This is a genomic window from Argonema antarcticum A004/B2 (assembly GCF_023333585.1).
Lineage (GTDB): Bacteria > Cyanobacteriota > Cyanobacteriia > Cyanobacteriales > Aerosakkonemataceae > Argonema > Argonema antarcticum.
On record NZ_JAIQZN010000021.1, the window covers coordinates 1 to 19,622 of the forward strand.

A 19,622-nucleotide genomic window follows, 5' to 3' on the forward strand; every position below is an offset into this window, starting at 1 on the left:
TAGTTGAGGCTGGTATTAGGTACGTTGTTGCGCTAAAGCGCTCTTATCCCAGTTGTAATTAAGAGCGCTAAAGCGCAACAACGTACCCAGAAAGCAAGTAACTAGCAACTTTAGTTATTACATGAAATCCTGAACTCCGATCAGATTGGCTTGTATGCCACTCAGAGATGCCAATACTTCAGTATTGCCGATACTGATAACAGTCGCGCTGTTGTTTTGGGTGATGGTAAGCTGAGCAAAAGTTAAGCCGTTGGCTAAAACTAGCATATCTTTGCCATCTTGAAAATCGAGGATAGTGTCGGTGCCGTTGCCGGATGCTAGGATAAAGCGATCGCTTCCATCTCCACCCGTCAAAATATCATTGCCCAGATCGCCGCTGAGCCAATCATTCCCACTTCCCCCAATCAGAGTATCGTTGTCTTTGCCACCATAGAGACTATCATCCCCATCATCGCCGTAAAGTACATCCTGACCTTGATTACCAAAAAGTAGGTCATTATCTTTACCGCCGCGTACCGTATCATTACCCAGATCGCCGTAAAGAACATCCTGACCTTGATTACCAAAAACCAGGTCATCATCTTTACCGCCGCGTACCGTATCATTACCCAGATCGCCGTAAAGTATATCCTGACCTAAATTGCCAAAAACCAGGTCATTATCTTTACCACCGCGTATGGTATCGTTGCCCTGATCGCCGTAACACATATCCCGGCCTTGATTGCCGAAAACGATGTCATCATCCTTACCACCGCGTATGGTATCTTGAGCATCACCGCCAGAGACCATATCGTTGCCTTGGTTACCGTTAATCTGGTCATTTTCATTGAGACCATATACGGAGTCGTTACCCAGATCGCCCCTTAAGTCGTTATTACCGCTATCCCCATAAATTAGGTCATTGCCAGAGGTTTGAAGAGGAAGACCGGCAGAAATAGCGATCGATTGAGCGATGTTTCTTTCTTGCAATCGAATTAACTCAGCTTTCCCAGCAGAATTGAGGCCAAACAGAACGGGTTCACCCCCAGATAAGCCAGGAATATTAGCAAAGGTTCCGACAATTTCTTCTAGATTGCTATTAGGGGTAAACTCTACATCTAGATGAACCTCTTCACTCATTCCTGCATCTTCACTCATTCCTCCATGTTCTGAATCGGAACTTCCAGCTGCGGTATTATGCCCCCCTGCAACGTAGGTAAACACCTTGAGTGCCTTATTACCATCAGGTACATTGCCAGTTGCCAAAGTAGTGATATTGGCACGGTAGGTTTGGATCGGCTGATCGTTTCGACTGTCTGGTCTTTGGAGTACATAACCAGATGTCACCTCAACTTCACCGTTATAGGAGGAGCCGTAAGGTTGGAAAGTTTTAGATAGTAGTGCGGTATTATTTGCTGTCTCGTCGCCTTTTAGGTTACCTTTACTATCAATTAACAGACCGCTGTAAACTTCAACTAATCCTCGTCCACCCGCCCCTTGTCCAACAATAATGTCGTCAAAGTTATCACCATCAACATCTCCAGCGGCGAGGTTGATTGTGCCATTGAACTGTTTTTCCGCTCCAAATGGGTTAATGCGAGTGAGCAGTTGATAATCCTTACCACTGTAAACCTCAATTAAAGGCTGTGTGCCACCACCAACGCCAACGAGGATATCGGAGTAGCCATCGCCATTGATGTCACCCGCTGCTACAGATGCTTTGGCATTAGGTGAGAGCGTGACGTTGTTGAAAGGATTTATCTCAGCAATCAGCAAATCTTTTGTCTGACCGTTAAATTGCTGGATGCCTTTTTCCTGCTCATCGATCAGCGTCTTGCCATCAAATACTTTGACGATGAACTTATTATTACTGCTGTCCAAGGTAGACTGCACGGTGATGACATCTGTGACATTATCTGTGACGTTCTGGTTGTCGTTACTATCACCAGCCTTTTGCTTGTAATTCACATCTCCAATGGCAATGTCTACTGTTCCGTTGAAAGCTTCTCCATAGGGTTTCAGGCTGATACTTTGTTGCAGGTTGTTCGCCCTGTGCAACTGTACCTCACCGTTGGATTTACCTTGAGAGGCTAAACCTATCCAGGTATCTTTTGTATTCAGGATCACGCGAACAGGTGCCATCATCCCTGCGTCTTCGTGGAAGAGAATATGACAGTGATTTACAAAGGTGCCGGGGAAGTCCTCGAAACTCATCAAAGTTTTGACTTCCGAAACGTCGCCATTAAATTGGATGTCGCCGTATGGGTTATCTGGAGTGGCGCTTCCAGGGATGTAGGTGGGGGATAGGGCGATCGTATCGCTCAAGACACCACTGAGGTATGAGTTCTTTAGCTGGTCAACAGGAGTGCCATTGATTTCTAGAACTGTGAAATCATTCTGGTGAATGTGGAAGGGATGCCATTCCAGCAGTGGAGTATCTTTTGCTAGGTTCGGATTGCTCTGACCGGAAGAATTTTGGATCGTCCAGATCTCGGTTGTGCCTAACATTGGCATGGCGAGTGGAACCATGCTCTCGCCGAATTTTTCGGAAAAATAATATCCGTTGATGCCGTAAGTTCCCTGGAATGTATCTACCTCCGCGTCATCGGGCGGCCCATCTGGAGGTGCTTCAAACGCCCCGCCAATATTGGCTGACCAGAGATATGTACGGTTGCGATCGGATTGACCGTCCTTTGCTGCTGCAATCCGTTCGTCAATTTCTTGCGCTTGCTCTATTAAAATATCATAAGGTAGAGGCGCTGGGCCTTTCGGCACGGGATTACCCGTCACTTGAACGGTTGCCAGCACTTGCGACCCCCAAATCAAATGACCGTCGTTAAATCCTTCGGAGTTTGTACCATCAATTGCCTTTTGGTTTTTAATTAACGATGGGGCATTATTCCCCATAATCTCTTCTGTTCCATTGGACAAAATGTAATAGGTTCCTGGCTGGTCAAACCAGTATTGAAAAGATACTCTTGCCCCTGGACTTAGGAGTGGAAGTTCCGATACGTCTCTTTGGTTAGAACTTACTACCCCAGAAGCATCCCCATCAAGAGCTATCAGCGACATCTGTTCGGGTGTGAGATTTTGCCCGTCATCTTTTACTAATTGAATGACGTGGAAAGCGTTACTATTCATGTTGGTGAAGGTAAACACATTCCATTCACCAGTTTTAAGGTCAAGGGTGGGGTTGTATTGACCGTTAATGGTGTGAATCACATTTTCTACAGGTTCTGCCAATGGCCCACCGCCATATTCAAACAGACCTACACCGGGATTGCCTGTTGGTTGCGTGGGATCGTAGGGTATGGGTTTGGCGTTATAACCCATAAAAGGGGCGTCAGACAGTTCGTAAATATTCTCGCCATTCTCATTTCCTAAAACTTCTAGTGGTGTACCCGCAGGAACCGCTTTTGTAGGGTCTTGATTTAATGGATCTCCTGCTTTTCCTTGGCGATTAACTTGCTGGAGTCCAAAAGTATTAATCGCCATGAAATGGAAGGGTCTTTCTTTTGGATTGAATTTGTCTATATCTGGCAAATTATAAGGAGTTGTCACCAGCAATTGACCGCCCAATCCTGAGCCAACTTGTTCGTTTGTTACTCCGTGCAGGTGGGGGTGATACCAGTCGAGTCCGATAAAATGGTTGTCGGGAATGTCGATACTGATAGGCCAGGTTTCTCCTGGGTTGACCACGTGCAAAACATTATCGCCATGCCCCATAGGCGATACGTGGAGTCCGTGAGTATGTAAGTTCGATACATCGTTTTCGGGGTCTTTATTTAAGTCATTTTGGAGCTTGATATTAAGCGTGTCCCCTGGCTCTGTAATGAGCATTGGGCCGGGGATCGTGCCGTTATAGGCTCTGAGATTCTCATAGGGAGTTTTCTTGTTGTTTAGCCAGGGAATTATGCCATCTCCTGCTTTAAGAATTCCCAAGCCATCGATTTTCACCTGAGCCAGATTTTGCATGGTTAGGGTGGCGTTTAATTCCTTTTGGGGCCCCCAACTTGAAATGTAATTTCCCGGACGACCTGCCTGCCAATCTTCAAAAGGGTCTTTGAAGGGAATCTTCAGATCGGGGTGAGGTAAGACTCGTAAATAACCGTTTGGATCGAAACCTTGACTCCAATTTTGAAAGTTGGTTGCTCCAATAACGTAAGCATTGGTGAGTTGAGAAGCCATGATTTAGTTGCCTCTTAGCAAAATTTGATTTAAGTTTGTTGTGGTTTTGTTGCGCTGTGTAAATTTTCTTTACATCAAGCTCGATATTCCCTGACAATCTTGACAAAACAGCCCCATTTGGTAATGGGTATACTGCGTGGTGTAGCGAATCCCACGGCCTATAAATAAGCCATTGAAAATTCACAATTCAAAAATGAACAGCTTGCTATTAGCAAGGGTTTTGGCTGGGTTGACTATGCAAGTTAAATGTAGAATAAGTTATTACTGTTCGACAATATAATAGCTAAGTCTTTGGGTGGATGGCAACTGCTGATGCTAATCGTTACATCCTATAGCTAGAACATCGATATCGTGTCTAGGACCGATCGCACACACAAATTCGCGCTCAATCTATTTTTTATTGCCGTCTTAGATATCCAAGCTCATTACAGTTATCTCAGCAGGATGCTCAATGGCGAACTGATAATATATTTCCTTTTTGCGCTGGCGTTTAGATTGGCGTGGGAGCGTAATTAACCATTCTAACTGACCCATCTCACCCAGATGGATTTCTGGACGAGTGCTGAGTAAATGTACTTTAATTTGCTCCTCGCGGCTGACTGGAAGTTGTTCGATCAGTCTCAGAGTGGTCTTTTGAGCGCGTAAGTTGGCGATCGCCAGCCTATAAGTATAAGTCGTGCGGCGATAGTTACCGATCAATTGTACTTCGCGCTCCACCAAATCGCGATCGATTTTTAGACTTTCGTCAATGCCTAAGTTTAGTTTAAACTGCTGACTCGGTGCAATGTTTTCTAGCTGGGTAGTGCCAACAAGAGTGTTATTGCGAAAAATGTTACCTTTACCGGGTAGCAAAGTTACACCATTGGAGTTATTCGTAACGGTTGCTTCAAGGTAGGCGAAAGTAATTAATCTTGGTACTGAAACATATTCAATTCGACAAGGATAATCGCTGCTAAAAATTATTACTTTATGGGTAGCACCATTACTGGAAATATCGCTGTCTCGATCTAGGCGTAAGGTGACCTCAGTGTCAGATTTATAGCCTTGTCCGACTACCTTTTGTGCTGATAGGAAATCTTGTTTCTTGGTTGTGTCGTTTTCGTCTGCTAGTAAAGCTTCTAATTCAGCGAAATCATCATCAACTTGGGAAACAAACTGAGGAAGCTGATTATTTTTTCGACCGCTAACATACCAGGGTTCAAGTTTGGGAGGTAGGGTATTTGATGTTGGTTTGGCTGTGGAAAGGGTAAGTTTGACTCCTGTCCAATCTTCGCCGGTTTTTTGCCTAATTTCGGCTAGCAGGGAAATATTCATGCGATCGCTATTACTGCTAGTTCGCAAGTCGTAAAGCGGAGTCCATCCAGCGCGACTTACCAGGTATGACACTTCTAGCTCAAAATCTCCTGCACCCGCAGGCCCGATCGCGACGATAACGCTATGACTGGTATAACTTTCTTTGCAAGGGGATAGCTGGATCTGCTTGAGTTGTTGGCGAAGTATTTCTAATTGTTTGTCTAAGTCGCGTACCTGCCTTTCTCGCAATGCGATCGCATTCGCATACTCTCCGTACTGCTGTCCCAAAAACTTCAGTAACTCCCCAATCTCATCCAGGTTTATCTGTGCGGGTGCGAGTAATCCCGAAAAGCCTTCTAATGACTTTTCACTTAAACCTTGTACGAAATTTCGTTGCAATTGTGCAGCTTCCAATTGATCTTGAATACTGCGTTTTTGCAACTCAAACTGGCGAATTTGTCTACTTAGCAGTGATATTTTCTCTGCAAATGCTTCAGTAGCAAATATAGTTTCTGTCCGCACTCCTAATAATCGCACCGCTAACTTACCTGCACCTCTAACCCTAACTGAATCGGTTTGGATAGTTAATGGCAATCCAGCAATTATTAATTCTTTTTCCTCACCAGTCAGCGCCACTGTGCCGCGCCTAGTGACCAGTGCTTGGTTGGCGTAGATGGTTACTTCTGAAATGCGTGTATTGATGATCTGAGTAGTCATTAGTCATTTAGTTCGTGGTTCATTGTTCATAGCATTGAAGATTAAACGGCTACCACTCTAAGCCGGGACAGTGGAACCCCACCCCCTTGCCCCCTCCCCTCCCCGCAACAGGGAGGGGAGTATTTCTTCCCCCCTCTCCGAGGTCGGAGAGGGGGGTTAGGGGGGTGAGGTTGTTTACTCAGGCTTTCTTTTATAGCGATCGATTTCTCGTTGCAATTCTTCAATTTGGCGGCGCAATTCGTCTACTTGATTGTCTGGCGTTTCTGATTGAACGTCAACAGATCCCTCAGCGGCTGAGTGTTGATAATTGCCGTTGCGGACTTGGCGATATTCTTCTGAAAGTGACCACTGGCGGATGTGACTAATGCGTTCTACCAAAAAGGGATGACTTAAGAATACCCCTTGAGCAAAGTTATTATAAAGGAGAAATTTATACACTTGATTCAATCCGTCTTGATCGAGGTCTTGATATTTTTCGGATTGACGGATAAATTCATCCAAACTGCATTCATTGTTATACTTGGCACTCCCGCCAGCAAGCTTCATCATCGATCGCAAGACTGGATTGATGTCATCCATCACCAATAAAGCGGCTCGATCCGCCGATAATTCAGAACGTCGCTTCCATTCATAAAAGGCATAAATTAAACCTCTGCCGATGATATTGCCTAAACCAAGAGTTAAATCACCGAGAAAAGATACCGTAGCGATCGCCCAAATTCCCATCTGAGATAGAGTGGTGTGACCGCATTTAATATGTCCTAATTCATGGGCTATAACCGCTCGCAATTCAGCTTCGCTCATTAAATCTAACAGAGCAGAATTTAGTACGATCGAGGGACGTTCTTGTCCCATCGCATAAGCATTGGATACGGGATACTGACTGACAAACAAAGATGGTTCTGGGTAAATATCTAGATCCCGTAAAGATTCGCGAAATATTTGATAAATTGTCGAATACTGACGGGGGCCAACTTCAATGCTGTTGCCCATATTATAGATGAATTGAGGGCGTTCCGCGAAGAATTCTACAAATTTGCGGGCGGCGAGATCGAAACCTGGTAAGCTGCGTAACGTTTCCTCGGCTTCGCGATCGAGCGGATGGCGGAAGGCTTCGCTGGAGATTCCTTTATAAGTCGGCATGGTGGGGGTTCTGGTTGGTATAGGGAAAACCTATATTTATTATCGTGTAGGGAAGAGTGCGATCGCACTGTGGGGAGCTTATAATCGCGATCGCAATTTTCTACTCAACTATTGAAATTATTGAATTTTAGGGCCGATATATCCAATAATTATCTTTCCAGGCCCTAATTCTACAGAAAAATGAAGCCGCCAAGCTCCAGGCGTCATGCGGACGTGCAAACTGAACACTCGCTTCACGCCATCAGGACACTTAATGGTTAGTTCTTGTTCAAACTGCTGGAGTCTTGTTTCACTTTCTGGAGATACTTTGCAAGGAAGATTGTCATAATTAAAAGCTCCGGTTTTCCAACTTTTACAGTAATCTTATAGTTCAGATAACCGCTTTATAATCTGTTGCAGCGTTGGGTTTCCAGTAGCAAGGCTTGGCATTTGTTTCCCCACATCCTCGCAAAATTCTAAGCTAGAAAATAAGTCTTCTTTCCGATTCCACAGATCTAATCCGTCAATAATTTTGGTACGAATACGGTTTTTTATCCGAACATGATTTTCATGTACATGATTGCTACTGCTGGCGTGAATAACCTCCACAATTTCATCGACGATATCTCCATTTTCATCAAGTCGCGTCACTTCCAATTCTAAGCGACTGCAATCCCATCGAGGCTCTGATTTCACACTCATCGCGAGTGCATCAAGCAAAAAAGCATGGCCAAGTCCACTTGCTTGTTCTCCCTGATGCTTAAAATCAGATAAATTAATGCTGTTTTCAATATCAGGATCGGTAATATCAATCAAAAATGGAGCTTTACTGGTAAGAGTTATAAAAAAACTACGTTCTTCTCTCTGTACTTCATTGTCGTTTCGCCAGCGACTCAGAGGATAGCTAGGTGCAAGTAGCATATTATTAAGATCGCTTTGAGTGCGAATGACTCTTTTGACGCCCTGATTTGTTGCTGTAAGTACAGTGTTGATTAAATCTGACATCAATTTTCGGGCTGTTGGAATATCAGCAGCAGGAGTTCTTAAGGAGAGTTCATTAAATACCATTTCCAAATCCATTTTTTACTCTCCGGCTGGCCCTAATAAAGCCTCCAAACTCTTATCCCACTCATCGAAAAATCCTTCTGGCCATTGATCAAGGCGTCCGTTGCGATCGATCCGTGGTGATAATACTTCAGTTACAATTTGTCTTTCTTTCTCTTGTCGCTGGCAGAAGTGCAACTGGACATCTTTGGGGTCAAGTTTTCCGCCATGAACAGCAAGACGAATCCCATTTAGAACATGATCGCTATGAGTTTCTATCACAATCTGAACGCCACAACTAGCTGCAAGCGCCAGCAACTCACCCATTTTTGCTTGCCCTTTCGGATGTAAATGAGCTTCTGGATTTTCAATTATAATTAGCGTTTCGGGATAGGATGCAAGCACCGCTACAATAATTGGTAAAGTGTAGCTAATTCCAAACCCAACATTGGTTGCACGATAAGGGTTACTATCTCCATAAGAATATTGAAAACTCATTAGATCTATATCTGGCTTTGAAGCAATTTTCAGGCGTGTACCTGGACTGACTTCTCCTATCCATGCTTCGACTTGGTTAACCAACTTCGATGACTTTGCTTTTGGATGGCTTAGATTAGGATTGGGAATATCTTTATCTCCATAAATTGAAAGGAAGTGTGCAGTATACTCACCTCTAGTGCCAATTTGCTCAAGTCGTTGCACTTGATAATCTGACATTTCATTAAAAGTTCGTGGCCCTATCCGTTCGGCTTTAAGGTAGTGGAATTTATTAGTGAAAAGGCTTAATTGATAAACGTCCTGGGGAATTGATGATGAGGCAAGATTCAATACATCTACTTCTCGATCGTAGTTAAAACGCCATATTCCCTCTGTGCCATTTTCCCAAATAATATCAAAACCGATTTCTTCTTTACTGGCTCCCTCGAAAAGAGCATCTTGTGCCGTACCAATCCAAACTAATTCACCATTTAGCGCCAAGCCTATATTTGGTAATAAACCCTGTTTGTAAGATTGACTCAGCAAAAGTAACGATTGAAGAACGGAAGATTTACCACTACTATTGAGGCCAGAAAAAAGGGTTAGCGGTCTAAATTCAAGCAATTGATTTTCAAAAGGTTTGAAATTTATCAAGCGTAGGGAATTTATCATTGCAGCACTTCCTGAATTATCCTTTCAATTGTCCTAAATCGATACTCTACCTTGTTAGCTGCCTGAGATATAGATGCAAGAAATTCCTTGTCATTATCTACACAATTAATAAATTTTTTGATTAATTCTTGATTTTTAGATTTTAATGTTTTGATTTCTTGCTCGCTAAGACAGCTAATATTAACTGACCAAGCTTCAAACAATGATTTGTTAACAGGATAATTTTTTGTGGTTTTATTCGACATTTTGCGAAAAGCATTTTCTCCAAAAATTTCCAAAGCATGATTCATTGTTTTGTTGAAAACAACTTTTATATCGCTTAAACTTTCTGGTGATAACTTATTAGCTTTTAATAAAGCGTTACTTAAAAATGACTCCCTACTTTCATCTTTGTACTCTTTGTAAGAAGTTAGCTTAAAAGCTAAAAATCCAAGGACAAATTCCCTATCGTCCATCCGCTGGTTGCGTGAGTCACTTAGATTAATAACTTTCCGAAATTCTGGTGATTCTGCAAGTTTAGCTAAAAACTTGGTTGCTTTAGGGGGATTGAGAGCATGGCGTAGTTCTTGAGGTGAAAGAGGTACACCGCCTGTGTTAATCCTTTTAAAAATATTGTACTTAACTTCAATAGGCGTGCCTTTTTCAATTGCATATACTGTAACTTGAGTTTCTAATATCCGGCGCTGGTATCTACGCTCTAATTCATCATAAGTTTTGCCGTTAAGTTCAGTTAGGTATTCTAATCCACTTAGTCTAAGTCTTTTGTCGCTCTTATCGTTGATAAATTGGTTTAGGGCTGATAGCCGGTGTAAACCATCTACAACCAACCAATTATCTTCATTAGTAGCATCTATGTAAAAGGCTGGTAGCGGAATCCGAATAAGTATAGACTCAATCAATCGGCTTTTAGCGTCGAAATTCCATATATTCGCTTGACGTTGAAAATTAGGTGCTAAATCAAGGGCTTCTTCATCAAGTCGTCTTAGTAATTGCTCAATAGTTGGTTCCTTTGTAACAATGTTAATCTTTTCAGGATCGTAGCTAAAAGTAGCTTTTTCGTATTGTTCTTCATCATTGTCTTCTTCATCTAAATTATCTACCTCACGCAATTCTGCGTTTTTATTATTTAGCTGTGTCACGATGGATACTCCTTAGCCTTAAATTCGGTTCAGCCCCCTGCTGGTAATGCTTAGTGATAATAGATTACCAAACTAAGGTTTTATGGGATGTTCCGATCTTATTGTACTATAGCTAGGGGCTAGGGACTAGGGACTAGGGGAAGAAGGGGCTATAATCAAGGGTTTCAGGAATTAAAAACGTCCTAACTGCCTTGGCGGTTGCTATACTATCTCGCTCTCGTTGGACAGATGGACACGAAAGAAGCCCGATCGCATTCCCCCCGCCCAACAAAAGCAAAACGCCCCAAACTCATGCCTGAATTTGAAGCGCTTTGTTATCTAAAACGAAAATCGATTAGATGAAACTGAAGTAACCACCTCCAAGACTCAAATTATTAGAGCCTTGGACAATAGCAATCAGTTCATTCTGACCGAGAGTTTTCTGATAGATTGCCGTTCCACTTGGTAAACCGCTTGGGGAACCACCAAGCACATAGCCATTAGATGAACCGCGAAGCTCAATTCTATCCTCGCTGGCATTGAAATCGAGAATGAAAGCGTAATCGGTGGTGCCAGATTTACTATCATCGCCGTCATTGTAGTAAAACTTAATGGTATCCCCCAAGATAAAGAGATCGTTATCAAAACCGCCAACTAAAGTATCTATTTCGCCCAAACCAGGATTGGTAGCCTTGGCGTTAACACCAACCAGGCGATCGGTCCCTTTATCTCCATACAGCAAGTCCGCCCCAGATCCCCCGTAGAGAATGTCATTATTTTGACCTCCGAACAGCGTACTGTTGCCTTCCCCGCCATCAATGGTATCGTTGCCTTTATTACCAGCGAGGAAATCCTTGCCTTTGCCAAAGATCAGATCGTTGCCATCGTCTCCAACGATGAAGTCCTCACCACTACCGCTGTAAATTACATCATCATCTTTGCCGCCAGAAAGGGTATTCTTGCCTTCCCCACCATAGATCGTGTCTTGGCCTTCGTTACCAAAAATGAGGTCGTCGCCAGCATCCCCGAAGAAAATGTCTTTGCCTTTACCGCCAGAAAGATAATCATTGCCGTCTCCGCCAAACACCAAGTCATCGCCGCTATCGGCAAAGATGGAGTCATTGCCATTGCCACCGGATAGGCTATCGTTTCCTGGCGTGCCAAATTGGGTCGATCCTGCTTTGGGAGGGGTGCTAGTACCGCCACCAGCCACAGTATCGTTATCTCTGATGGTCGCCGCACCTTGGGCGTCAGCGATTTCAGCGCCGATCGGATTGCTGAGGTTGATGTAGAAATTCTCGTCGAATTCTGGCTGAGTGTCTTCCAGAACGTTGACGGTGACAGTTTGTTTGGTTTGGCCGGGGTTGAACACGACCTGGCCGCTGAGGGCAGGGGCGGTGCCGTCGGGGCGTTCGCCCAGGATTTGACCGCGAATTATTCCACCGGGAGATCCTGTGGTGTGGACGTTTAAGTACAGTTTGGTATCATCTCCGGGTGTAGCTGCTTTGAGGGAGGAGGTAAAATTACTCAAAGGCTGATTGGCAGCATCGGTTGATTCCCAAACGCCAGTGATAATTGTGGAACCATCTGAGTTAATGGTTGCGTTCCAGTCATCGGCATCTTGAGAAGCTTTGGAAATATCTAAAACGATCGCACCATTTGCGCCTTTCCCTCCCACATGAAAATGAACGCCAGTGACATCATCAGTCGTGTCAGCGGTTTGAGAAGCTTTGCCGAGTAGGGAACCAAAGTCTAAACCAGAAACTTTGATTCTGTAATTCAGCGCATCCCCGGCGCGGTTCAGTTCCAACAAGCTGAAACCGCTGGCCTTTGAGCTTGTAGGCGGTACTTCTTGGTTACTATTTAAGATCGCATCGAAGGTGCTGCTACCGTCGGCGCTATCGTCTGCGATCGCATAATTTACCCTCACCACTCGATCGCTAGCTTTTGACAGGCTAACAGTAAAGTTCGCGGGAACGTTACCTTCTACTACCGAGACATCGTTGATCGAGATGGTTGGTAGAGTGGGTTCCTCTACAACAGGGGGCCGATCGGTGGTGTCGTACACATAACCGATTTGCTGGATGGAAATCATCTGTTCGGGAGTGGCATTCCCAAACTGATACATGGGATCATTAATGTCAATCCCAGTGTTACCAGTGTCCGGCGGAAGATAAGGACGGAACCCAGGATCGTTTTGGTGGCGTTCTATCCACTCCGTCCAGAGGCGATCGATGTTGGCATGATGCAAGAAGAATACCGGATCGTTGGGGGAAGTCGCCAAACCCATCCCGCCACCTACCCAGACGTGGGGGTTTCCGTGGGGGCGACCTTCCAGTGCGCTAGTGAAGCGATCGAATGTGGGTAGGTTAAGAGCAGCCTCTATGTCCGATGGTAATGGTAAGTTAGCAGTACCCACGAACATTGAAGGGTCTTGTCTCGATCCGCTGCTGCGCTGAAGAAAACGTGCCTGTCCGTTTGGATTGAGAGACGATGGAGAATTAAACGTCAGCGTCCATATACCCTGCTGGTTTAGAGTTTGCGTAGGCTGATTTCGCAGTGAAAAAGATGGCGCACTGAATGGCCCTGTAGTCACAAAGTTACTGTCTTGGGAGTTGCCAGGGGCACCCATAAAGTCGTTGCTGAAGACGGCGCGGGTGCTGTCCGAGTTGGTCGCGTCCCAGTATGGCAGGCTGACGCTGGGATCGATCGATCGCAAATCATTCTCGAACCTACGCAAGAATTCCCGGTGCCACGGCAGAAATGCTGGTGAGGAATGGACTGGCGGCATTTCACCAGAACTCTGTCCGCTAGAGTTCAGTTCGCCAAAAGCTAATTGATGCAACCTCACGTAGTAATCATAAGCATTCGGTGGAGTTACGTTTGTTCTGGTTACAGGGTCAAAGATTTGGTACTGAGATGGCCTGTTTTTTAATCCTTTAACTGCATTGACAAATGCTGATTTTTCTGCACTGCTGAGAGTCTTGGCGTCCTGCCGTAATAAGAGGTTATCGTTCGTTGTCGCCATAAGTGGATTGCATCCTTCTAAACAAAGTTGGTAATCACAATATTTTCTAAGCTGATGCGACCCTTTGGTGTGAATAGCAAGGGAGAAATTCTCTTGGAAATGACTTGACTGGACTTAAAAAAGTTCTCAGCAGTTATTAGTTCTTTGCAAACGATCGATCGCGTGCCACTATACAGTTATTTATTTGCCCATCAACTTAGTGTTTCCACGTAAACTTTATGGAAAGTTTAAATACCCAATAGTAAGACAACAGTATTTATACTAACAAAGCTTGGTTTCATTGACATCCTCCCACCGCTAAGAAAGGAGTACCGAATATAGCGGGGGATTCCAAAGATTGCTCTTTGGGCTTCCTCTTTCTACGAGTCGGCTTACTTAATTGAGTTTCCCCAACTAAACAGAGGTCGTTCTCTCCAGAGGCGTTAATTTCCGTCTGCACGACGGTATTTTTCAACATTTTATTTAAGATTGACAACGCTTTATTGAGAATATTAATTGCCGCGTTCCAATCTCGATCTTGAATATGTCCACAATCGGGGCATTGATGGGTTCTATTGCTTAAGGTTTTCTTAACTACCACACCGCAATTAGAACAATCCTGCGATGTATATTGAGGAGGGACAGCCACAACTGGCACTCCAAATACCTGACCGAAATATTCAAGCCATTGTCTAAACATCGACCAAGAAGCATCGCTAATTGATTTAGCTAAATGATGATTCTTCACCAAATTTCGCACCTGTAAGTCTTCAATGGCTACCAAGTCACTAGACTGGATTACGCACCTTGCTAATTTCACAACAAAGTCTTTACGCTGCCTTTCAACTTTTAGGTGTTTCCTCCCCAACCGATTCTTGGCTTTACTTCTATTTTTTGACCCTTTCTTTTTCCTGGAAAGTTGCCGCTGCGCTCTTTTGAGAGACTTTTCACCTTTCCTTAAAAAGCGAGGGTTTTCTATTTGATTCCCCTCTGAATCCGTATAGAAATAATTTAACCCAACATCTAGCCCTAGCATTCGGCCTGTCAATTCATGAGTTTCTTTCCTTTCGTAATTAATGCAAAACTGCACATAATATCCATCAGAACGACGAACTATTCTGACTCGTTTAATCTGACTGATTTGGTAGAAATGCAAATCTCTGGTTCCCCAGAGTTTAAAAGTACCTGCACCGAATTTGTCGGTAAAAGTGATGTATCTTTTATCATCCGACAACTTCCAGCCACAAGTTTTGTATTCAATTGATGCTCTGGTCTGCAACTGTTTAAATTTGGGATACCCTTTCTGACCAGATATCTTTTTCTTGCAGTTATCAAAGAATTTTGAGATCCCTATCCAAGCACGTTCCGCCATTGCTTGACGTGCCATTGAGTTAAGTTTTTTAACCCAAGGCAATTCGGGATTGTCAGCCAGAACTTTGCAGTATTTGTTCAAGTCCATGCCGTTTACGCCGGGATTATCCATCCAGTATCGCAAAACTTTATTCCGTACAAAAAGCCCAGTCCGCAACATCTCATCAAGGATGCGGTACTGGGCTTCTGTTCCTTTTAGCTTTGCTGAGTAAACTAGCATTTTATAGAAAACGCAGACTATAAATACAGTAGCATGATTGGTTAAAATTGGGTACATCGAGTACCCAATTTTAACCCGCCTTTCATCCCCCGCCAATCAGATATGGCGAGGGATGAAAGGCGGATTAGATAAAAAACCCCCAACAGGGGGTTTTTCTGTCAAAAAAGACGTTAACTTGGCTCACAAAATATAAAGCAGCAGGAAAAGAACGATCCAAACGATATCGACAAAGTGCCAGTAGAGTTCCGCAGCTTCTACACCAAAATGGCTTTCGCTGCTGTAGCGGCCTTTCTTGAGCGATCGCCACAACACACCCAAAATCAACAGCACCCCAAAACAAACGTGCAGACCGTGAAAGCCAGTCAAAACATAAAACGTGCTGGCATACAAGTTAGTTGTGAGGCCGAATTCTAGATGGGCGTACTCATAAACCTGACCGGCCAAGAAAATTGCGCCCATAATGGCAGTAGCGATAAACCAATTTCGCAAACCCGCCACATCGTTCTTTTTGATAGCGGTATCCGCCTTATGGATCACAAAACTGCTGGAAATCAGAATCAGCGTATTGATTCCTGGCAGCAATAACTCTCGTTCTGGCGTTCCTTCCGGCGGCCATATCGGTGCCACAGACCTGAAGGTAAGATAGGCGGCAAATAACCCTAAAAAGATCATTGCCTCGGCAATCAGGAAGACAATCACCCCGAAGATGCGGTGATCGGGATGTTCTCCATGATGGCCTGCAACTGCCTCAGAAGTAGCGTGATAGTTCAGGGCTGTTTTAGCTGGATCGACGGTTGAACTTTGCATGATACTAAGTGCTGAGTGCTGAGTGCTGAGTGCTAGAGGAAATTTCAGATTTTAGATTAAAGAATTGAAAATTCATTTTGAATTGACAATTTTCAATTTGAAATTTTCAACTCTTTAATCTGAAATTGCTAGGGGAAGGCAAAAGAAAAAATTTATTCTTCGTAATTTCTTTTGACTTTTGACTTTTGACTTTTGACTTTTGACTTACTCCTCTTTACGGTCTTCAGGATTGACAGCAAATTCTGGATCTGGTTTAGCCCGCAAGATCGAGTTTGTGCCTCCTGACAACATAGGATCTTCATCCTGAAGGGTTTCAGTAGCAACACTTGATTGAGATCCCGATGAAAAAACAGAACCGGGAGTGCTAAACAAGTCTGAAGCTTGAAGCTTTTCTAAGGGAATTCCCGATGACGTTTTAGCTTCGGCAACTTTGTTAGCCACAAGCTTCCGAATGTTGAGAGGAGTGCGCGTACCGTAGTCATAGGGCCCTGTGGCTAAAACCGGATCTTTAAAGAAATTCTCCACTGGCGGCGGTGAAGAAGTCATCCATTCCAAAGTCAAAGCTTGCCAGGGATTGTCAGCAGCTTTGGGGCCACGGAACCAACTCCAAACAGCATTGATGATAAAGGGAATCGTAGAAACCGCCAGAATATAAGCACCTATGGTGCAAACCATATTGAGGGCGGCAAATTTGGGGTCATACATTGCTACGCGCCGAGGCATACCTTCCATCCCCAGCTTGTGCATGGGCATGAAGCACATATTAAAGCCGATCAGCGTCAGGGCAAAATGAACTTGGCCCCATGTTTCGTTCATCATGCGCCCCGTCATTTTGGGGAACCAGTGATATAAACCGCCATACAAACCGAATACACTACCACCAAACAAGACGTAGTGGAGGTGAGCGACAATAAAGTAAGTATCGTGAACGTGGATATCGAAGGGCACTGCTGCTACCATGATGCCGCTCAAACCGCCGATCACAAACATTGACACAAAGCCCAAAGCAAACAGCATGGCGCTGTTGAGGCGCAGTTTACCACCCCAGACGGTAGCTAACCAGCTGAATACCTTAATTCCGGTGGGTACGGCAATGATCATTGTGGCGATCATGAAGAACATCCGCAACCAAGCGGGGGTGCCGCTGGTGAACATATGGTGCGCCCAGACAATCAGCCCCAAGAAACTAATGGCTATGCTGGAATATGCGATCGCGCGATAACCAAATATCGGCTTGCGGGAATAAATCGGCAGAATTTCCGAGATCATCCCAAACACCGGCAGAATCATGATGTAAACAGCCGGGTGGGAATAAAACCAGAACATATGCTGGTAAACCACCGGATTGCCCCCGCCAGTCGGGTTAAAGAAAGCTGTACCCGCTATGAGGTCAAAACTGAGCAGAATCAAAGCTCCTGCTAATACTGGCGTCGCGATCAAAATCAGTGCCGAAGCTGATAACATTGCCCAGCAAAATAAGGGCATCTGATTGAGACTCATACCGGGAATTCGCATTTTGAGGAGAGTGACTAAAAAGTTCACCGCACCCAAAATTGAAGAGGTTCCCAGCAGGAGGACGCTGAGAATCCAAATCATCTCACCCGCTTTGCCGCTGATGATGCTTAAAGGGGGATAAGATGTCCAACCTGCACCTGCTGCGCCAACGAAAAAACTGGACAACAGCAAGATACCAGCAGGGGGAATCATCCAAAAGGCAACAGCATTCAATCGTGGGAACGCCATATCCCGCGCCCCGATCATCAAGGGGATCAGGTAGTTGCCAAATCCACCAGTGGCAGCAGGCACAATCCACAAGAAAATCATTACTGTGGCGTGGATCGTAAACAAACTGTTGTAGAGTTCGGGGCTGACAAAATCTGGATCTGGCGTGGCGAGTTCCGTGCGAACCGCAGAGGCTAAAGCACCGCCAATGAGATAGAAAATAAATGTGGTGACGAGGTATTGAATCCCTATCACTTTATGGTCGGTGCTAAAGCCAAAGTATTTTCGCCAATTATTGTCAGTTTCTTCTCCGTGGGCAGCCGATATAGCTGTTTCTTCAAGCTGTACTTGTGTGGTCATAGCAATTTTGGATTAGGGATTTTGAATTTGAGATTTCCGATTAAAGATTTGGAATTCAATCTTTAATCTGAAATCCAAAATCTAAATTTCGTGATGAGATGGGTGAATTTGCTTGAGAGTATCAGAGTTTATCCCCATTTCGGCTGCGTAGGGAGCTAGAAATTTAGCAGTTGACATTTCGGCTGGGTTTACTGCCACGGCCCGATCGAGGTTATCGAAGCTTGCCACTTCCTGCTGACTTTGAATCCAGGTATCAAATTCTGCTGGTGTCTGGACTATGACCTGCGTTTTCATGCTGCCATGATAGGAACCGCAGAGTTCGGCACAAATCACAGAGTAGGTGCCAGCTAGTTTGGGAGTGAATTGCAGTTGGGTTTCACTACCTGGAATTGCATCTTGCTTCAGGCGGAATTCAGGTACCCAGAAGGAATGGATCACGTCATTGGCGGAGATGTTTAGTTTTACTTGACGTCCGACGGGGACGTGCAATTCGCCAGAAGTAACGCCACTATCGGGATAGCTAAAAATCCAGGCAAACTGCAAACCAGTTACGTTAATTTGCATTTCTGCGACTGAGCTTTCTTCTGGGGAAGCACCAATACCGAGAGCATTTTGCCCATCGGGTGCTGTTGCTTCTGTAGTATCGCTTTCTAAGGTGGCTGCTAGAGCAGCTCCGGGCATCTTCATAGCCTGCATACCGTGACCGGCCATAGGATCTAAGCCGCCCATAGCATTGTAAACCTCAAAGCTGTAGACCCCAATCACAAGCACAATGATGGCGGGAATCGCTGTCCACAAAATTTCCAGGGGAACGTTACCGTGCGTCGGTGGCCCGTCTGTCATATCACCCGGACGCCTCCGAAATCTAATAACGCAATAGATTATAACGCCCTGAACTATGAGAAACAGACCTGTGGAGATGGTCATCATCAGGTTGAATAAATTGTCTACCAAAGGCGCTTCTTCTGAGGCTGCCACTGGCAGTAGGCCATGATTCTGGCCGTACCAGAGGCTGACAAGGGTCAGCACAATACCAGCGATTAGAGTTGAGATGTTACTTGGGATTTTCACGGCGATTTAGGTTGCTTGCATAACTGCTTGATTTTTCATCCAGGCTGGCTGATGTCAAGACGCGGGTCGGCCTGTCAAGCATCGAAAAGTCCGTCTGCCTTGATTTTAGACAAGCTATCCGTTTTTCAGTACTGATTCCCTTACCAAGGTAAAACAGGGGTTGATAAAGGTGGGGTTTCCCAAGGAATTTCTTCAAGATTTCTTCAGGATCGCTTCTTTAGGCGTGGATTTTACCGAACTCAACCTTTAATATCAATTCGGCTGCACTCGCATTGTATAGCTAGGGACTAGGGGAAGAGGGAAGAGGGAAGAGGGAAGAAGGGTCTAGGGTTTCAGCAATTAAGAACGTTCTAACCCACGAGAGTGGTTGCTATATATTCGTCTCTTACACCTTTGATATATGTTACTTTTGTTACAAAAAAAACTTACCGTAGTCTCATATTTTAGGAAAAAG

General features: G+C 44.6%; 11 protein-coding genes. All 11 read right to left on the reverse strand.

Annotated features, from left to right (window positions below):
• Positions 1-117: 117 nt before the first annotated feature.
• Positions 118-4,167 carry a multicopper oxidase domain-containing protein gene (locus LAY57_RS11640; protein WP_249066660.1) on the reverse strand — a complete coding sequence of 1,350 codons (4,050 nt, stop codon included), beginning with the start codon at positions 4,165-4,167 and terminating at the stop codon, positions 118-120.
• Positions 4,168-4,575: 408 nt separating this feature from the next.
• Positions 4,576-6,177 (reverse strand): mucoidy inhibitor MuiA family protein, encoded by a 1,602-nt coding sequence (locus LAY57_RS11645; RefSeq protein WP_249066663.1) that lies wholly within the window; start codon positions 6,175-6,177, stop codon positions 4,576-4,578.
• 174 nt (positions 6,178-6,351) lie between these two features.
• Positions 6,352-7,320, reverse strand: a complete 969-nt coding sequence (locus LAY57_RS11650) for a M48 family metalloprotease (RefSeq protein WP_249066668.1) — start codon at positions 7,318-7,320, stop codon at positions 6,352-6,354.
• A 363-nt stretch (positions 7,321-7,683) separates the two neighbouring features.
• A complete protein-coding gene (locus LAY57_RS11655; RefSeq protein WP_249066670.1) occupies positions 7,684-8,379 on the reverse strand; it encodes a hypothetical protein in 696 nt (231 codons plus the stop codon).
• Positions 8,380-8,382: 3 nt separating this feature from the next.
• Entirely contained in the window at positions 8,383-9,492 is a 1,110-nt protein-coding gene (locus LAY57_RS11660) for an AAA family ATPase (protein WP_249066672.1), read from the reverse strand.
• Positions 9,489-10,631 carry a DUF262 domain-containing protein gene (locus tag LAY57_RS11665; RefSeq protein ID WP_249066674.1) on the reverse strand — a complete coding sequence of 381 codons (1,143 nt, stop codon included), beginning with the start codon at positions 10,629-10,631 and terminating at the stop codon, positions 9,489-9,491. The genes LAY57_RS11660 and LAY57_RS11665 overlap by 4 nt, the downstream gene beginning before the upstream one ends.
• Before the next feature lie 334 nt (positions 10,632-10,965).
• Positions 10,966-13,638: a tyrosinase family protein gene (locus tag LAY57_RS11670; protein WP_249066676.1), complete on the reverse strand. Its 2,673-nt coding sequence runs from the start codon at positions 13,636-13,638 to the stop codon at positions 10,966-10,968.
• Positions 13,639-13,915: 277 nt separating this feature from the next.
• Positions 13,916-15,208 (reverse strand): RNA-guided endonuclease InsQ/TnpB family protein, encoded by a 1,293-nt coding sequence (locus LAY57_RS11675; protein ID WP_249066677.1) that lies wholly within the window; start codon positions 15,206-15,208, stop codon positions 13,916-13,918.
• A 180-nt stretch (positions 15,209-15,388) separates the two neighbouring features.
• Positions 15,389-16,015 (reverse strand): cytochrome c oxidase subunit 3, encoded by a 627-nt coding sequence (locus tag LAY57_RS11680; protein WP_249066679.1) that lies wholly within the window; start codon positions 16,013-16,015, stop codon positions 15,389-15,391.
• A gap of 204 nt (positions 16,016-16,219) precedes the next feature.
• Positions 16,220-18,097, reverse strand: coding sequence for a cytochrome c oxidase subunit I (gene ctaD, locus LAY57_RS11685; protein WP_249066681.1), 1,878 nt, complete (start codon positions 18,095-18,097; stop codon positions 16,220-16,222).
• An 81-nt stretch (positions 18,098-18,178) separates the two neighbouring features.
• On the reverse strand, positions 18,179-19,168 hold the full coding sequence (locus LAY57_RS11690) for a cytochrome c oxidase subunit II (RefSeq protein ID WP_249066683.1): 990 nt from the start codon (positions 19,166-19,168) through the stop codon (positions 18,179-18,181).
• Positions 19,169-19,622 lie beyond the last annotated feature (454 nt).

What these genes read in the sequence shown, in the direction of transcription:
- LAY57_RS11660 (WP_249066672.1), bottom strand. Translation starts at nt 9,492, where the DNA reads ATGATAAATTCCCTACGCTTGATAAATTTCAAACCTTTTGAAAATCAA.
- LAY57_RS11670 (WP_249066676.1), bottom strand. Translation starts at nt 13,638, where the DNA reads ATGGCGACAACGAACGATAACCTCTTATTACGGCAGGACGCCAAGACT.
- LAY57_RS11650 (WP_249066668.1), bottom strand. Translation starts at nt 7,320, where the DNA reads ATGCCGACTTATAAAGGAATCTCCAGCGAAGCCTTCCGCCATCCGCTC.
- LAY57_RS11655 (WP_249066670.1), bottom strand. Translation starts at nt 8,379, where the DNA reads ATGGATTTGGAAATGGTATTTAATGAACTCTCCTTAAGAACTCCTGCT.
- ctaD (WP_249066681.1), bottom strand. Translation starts at nt 18,097, where the DNA reads ATGACCACACAAGTACAGCTTGAAGAAACAGCTATATCGGCTGCCCAC.
- LAY57_RS11680 (WP_249066679.1), bottom strand. Translation starts at nt 16,015, where the DNA reads ATGCAAAGTTCAACCGTCGATCCAGCTAAAACAGCCCTGAACTATCAC.
- LAY57_RS11675 (WP_249066677.1), bottom strand. Translation starts at nt 15,208, where the DNA reads ATGCTAGTTTACTCAGCAAAGCTAAAAGGAACAGAAGCCCAGTACCGC.
- LAY57_RS11645 (WP_249066663.1), bottom strand. Translation starts at nt 6,177, where the DNA reads ATGACTACTCAGATCATCAATACACGCATTTCAGAAGTAACCATCTAC.
- LAY57_RS11640 (WP_249066660.1), bottom strand. Translation starts at nt 4,167, where the DNA reads ATGGCTTCTCAACTCACCAATGCTTACGTTATTGGAGCAACCAACTTT.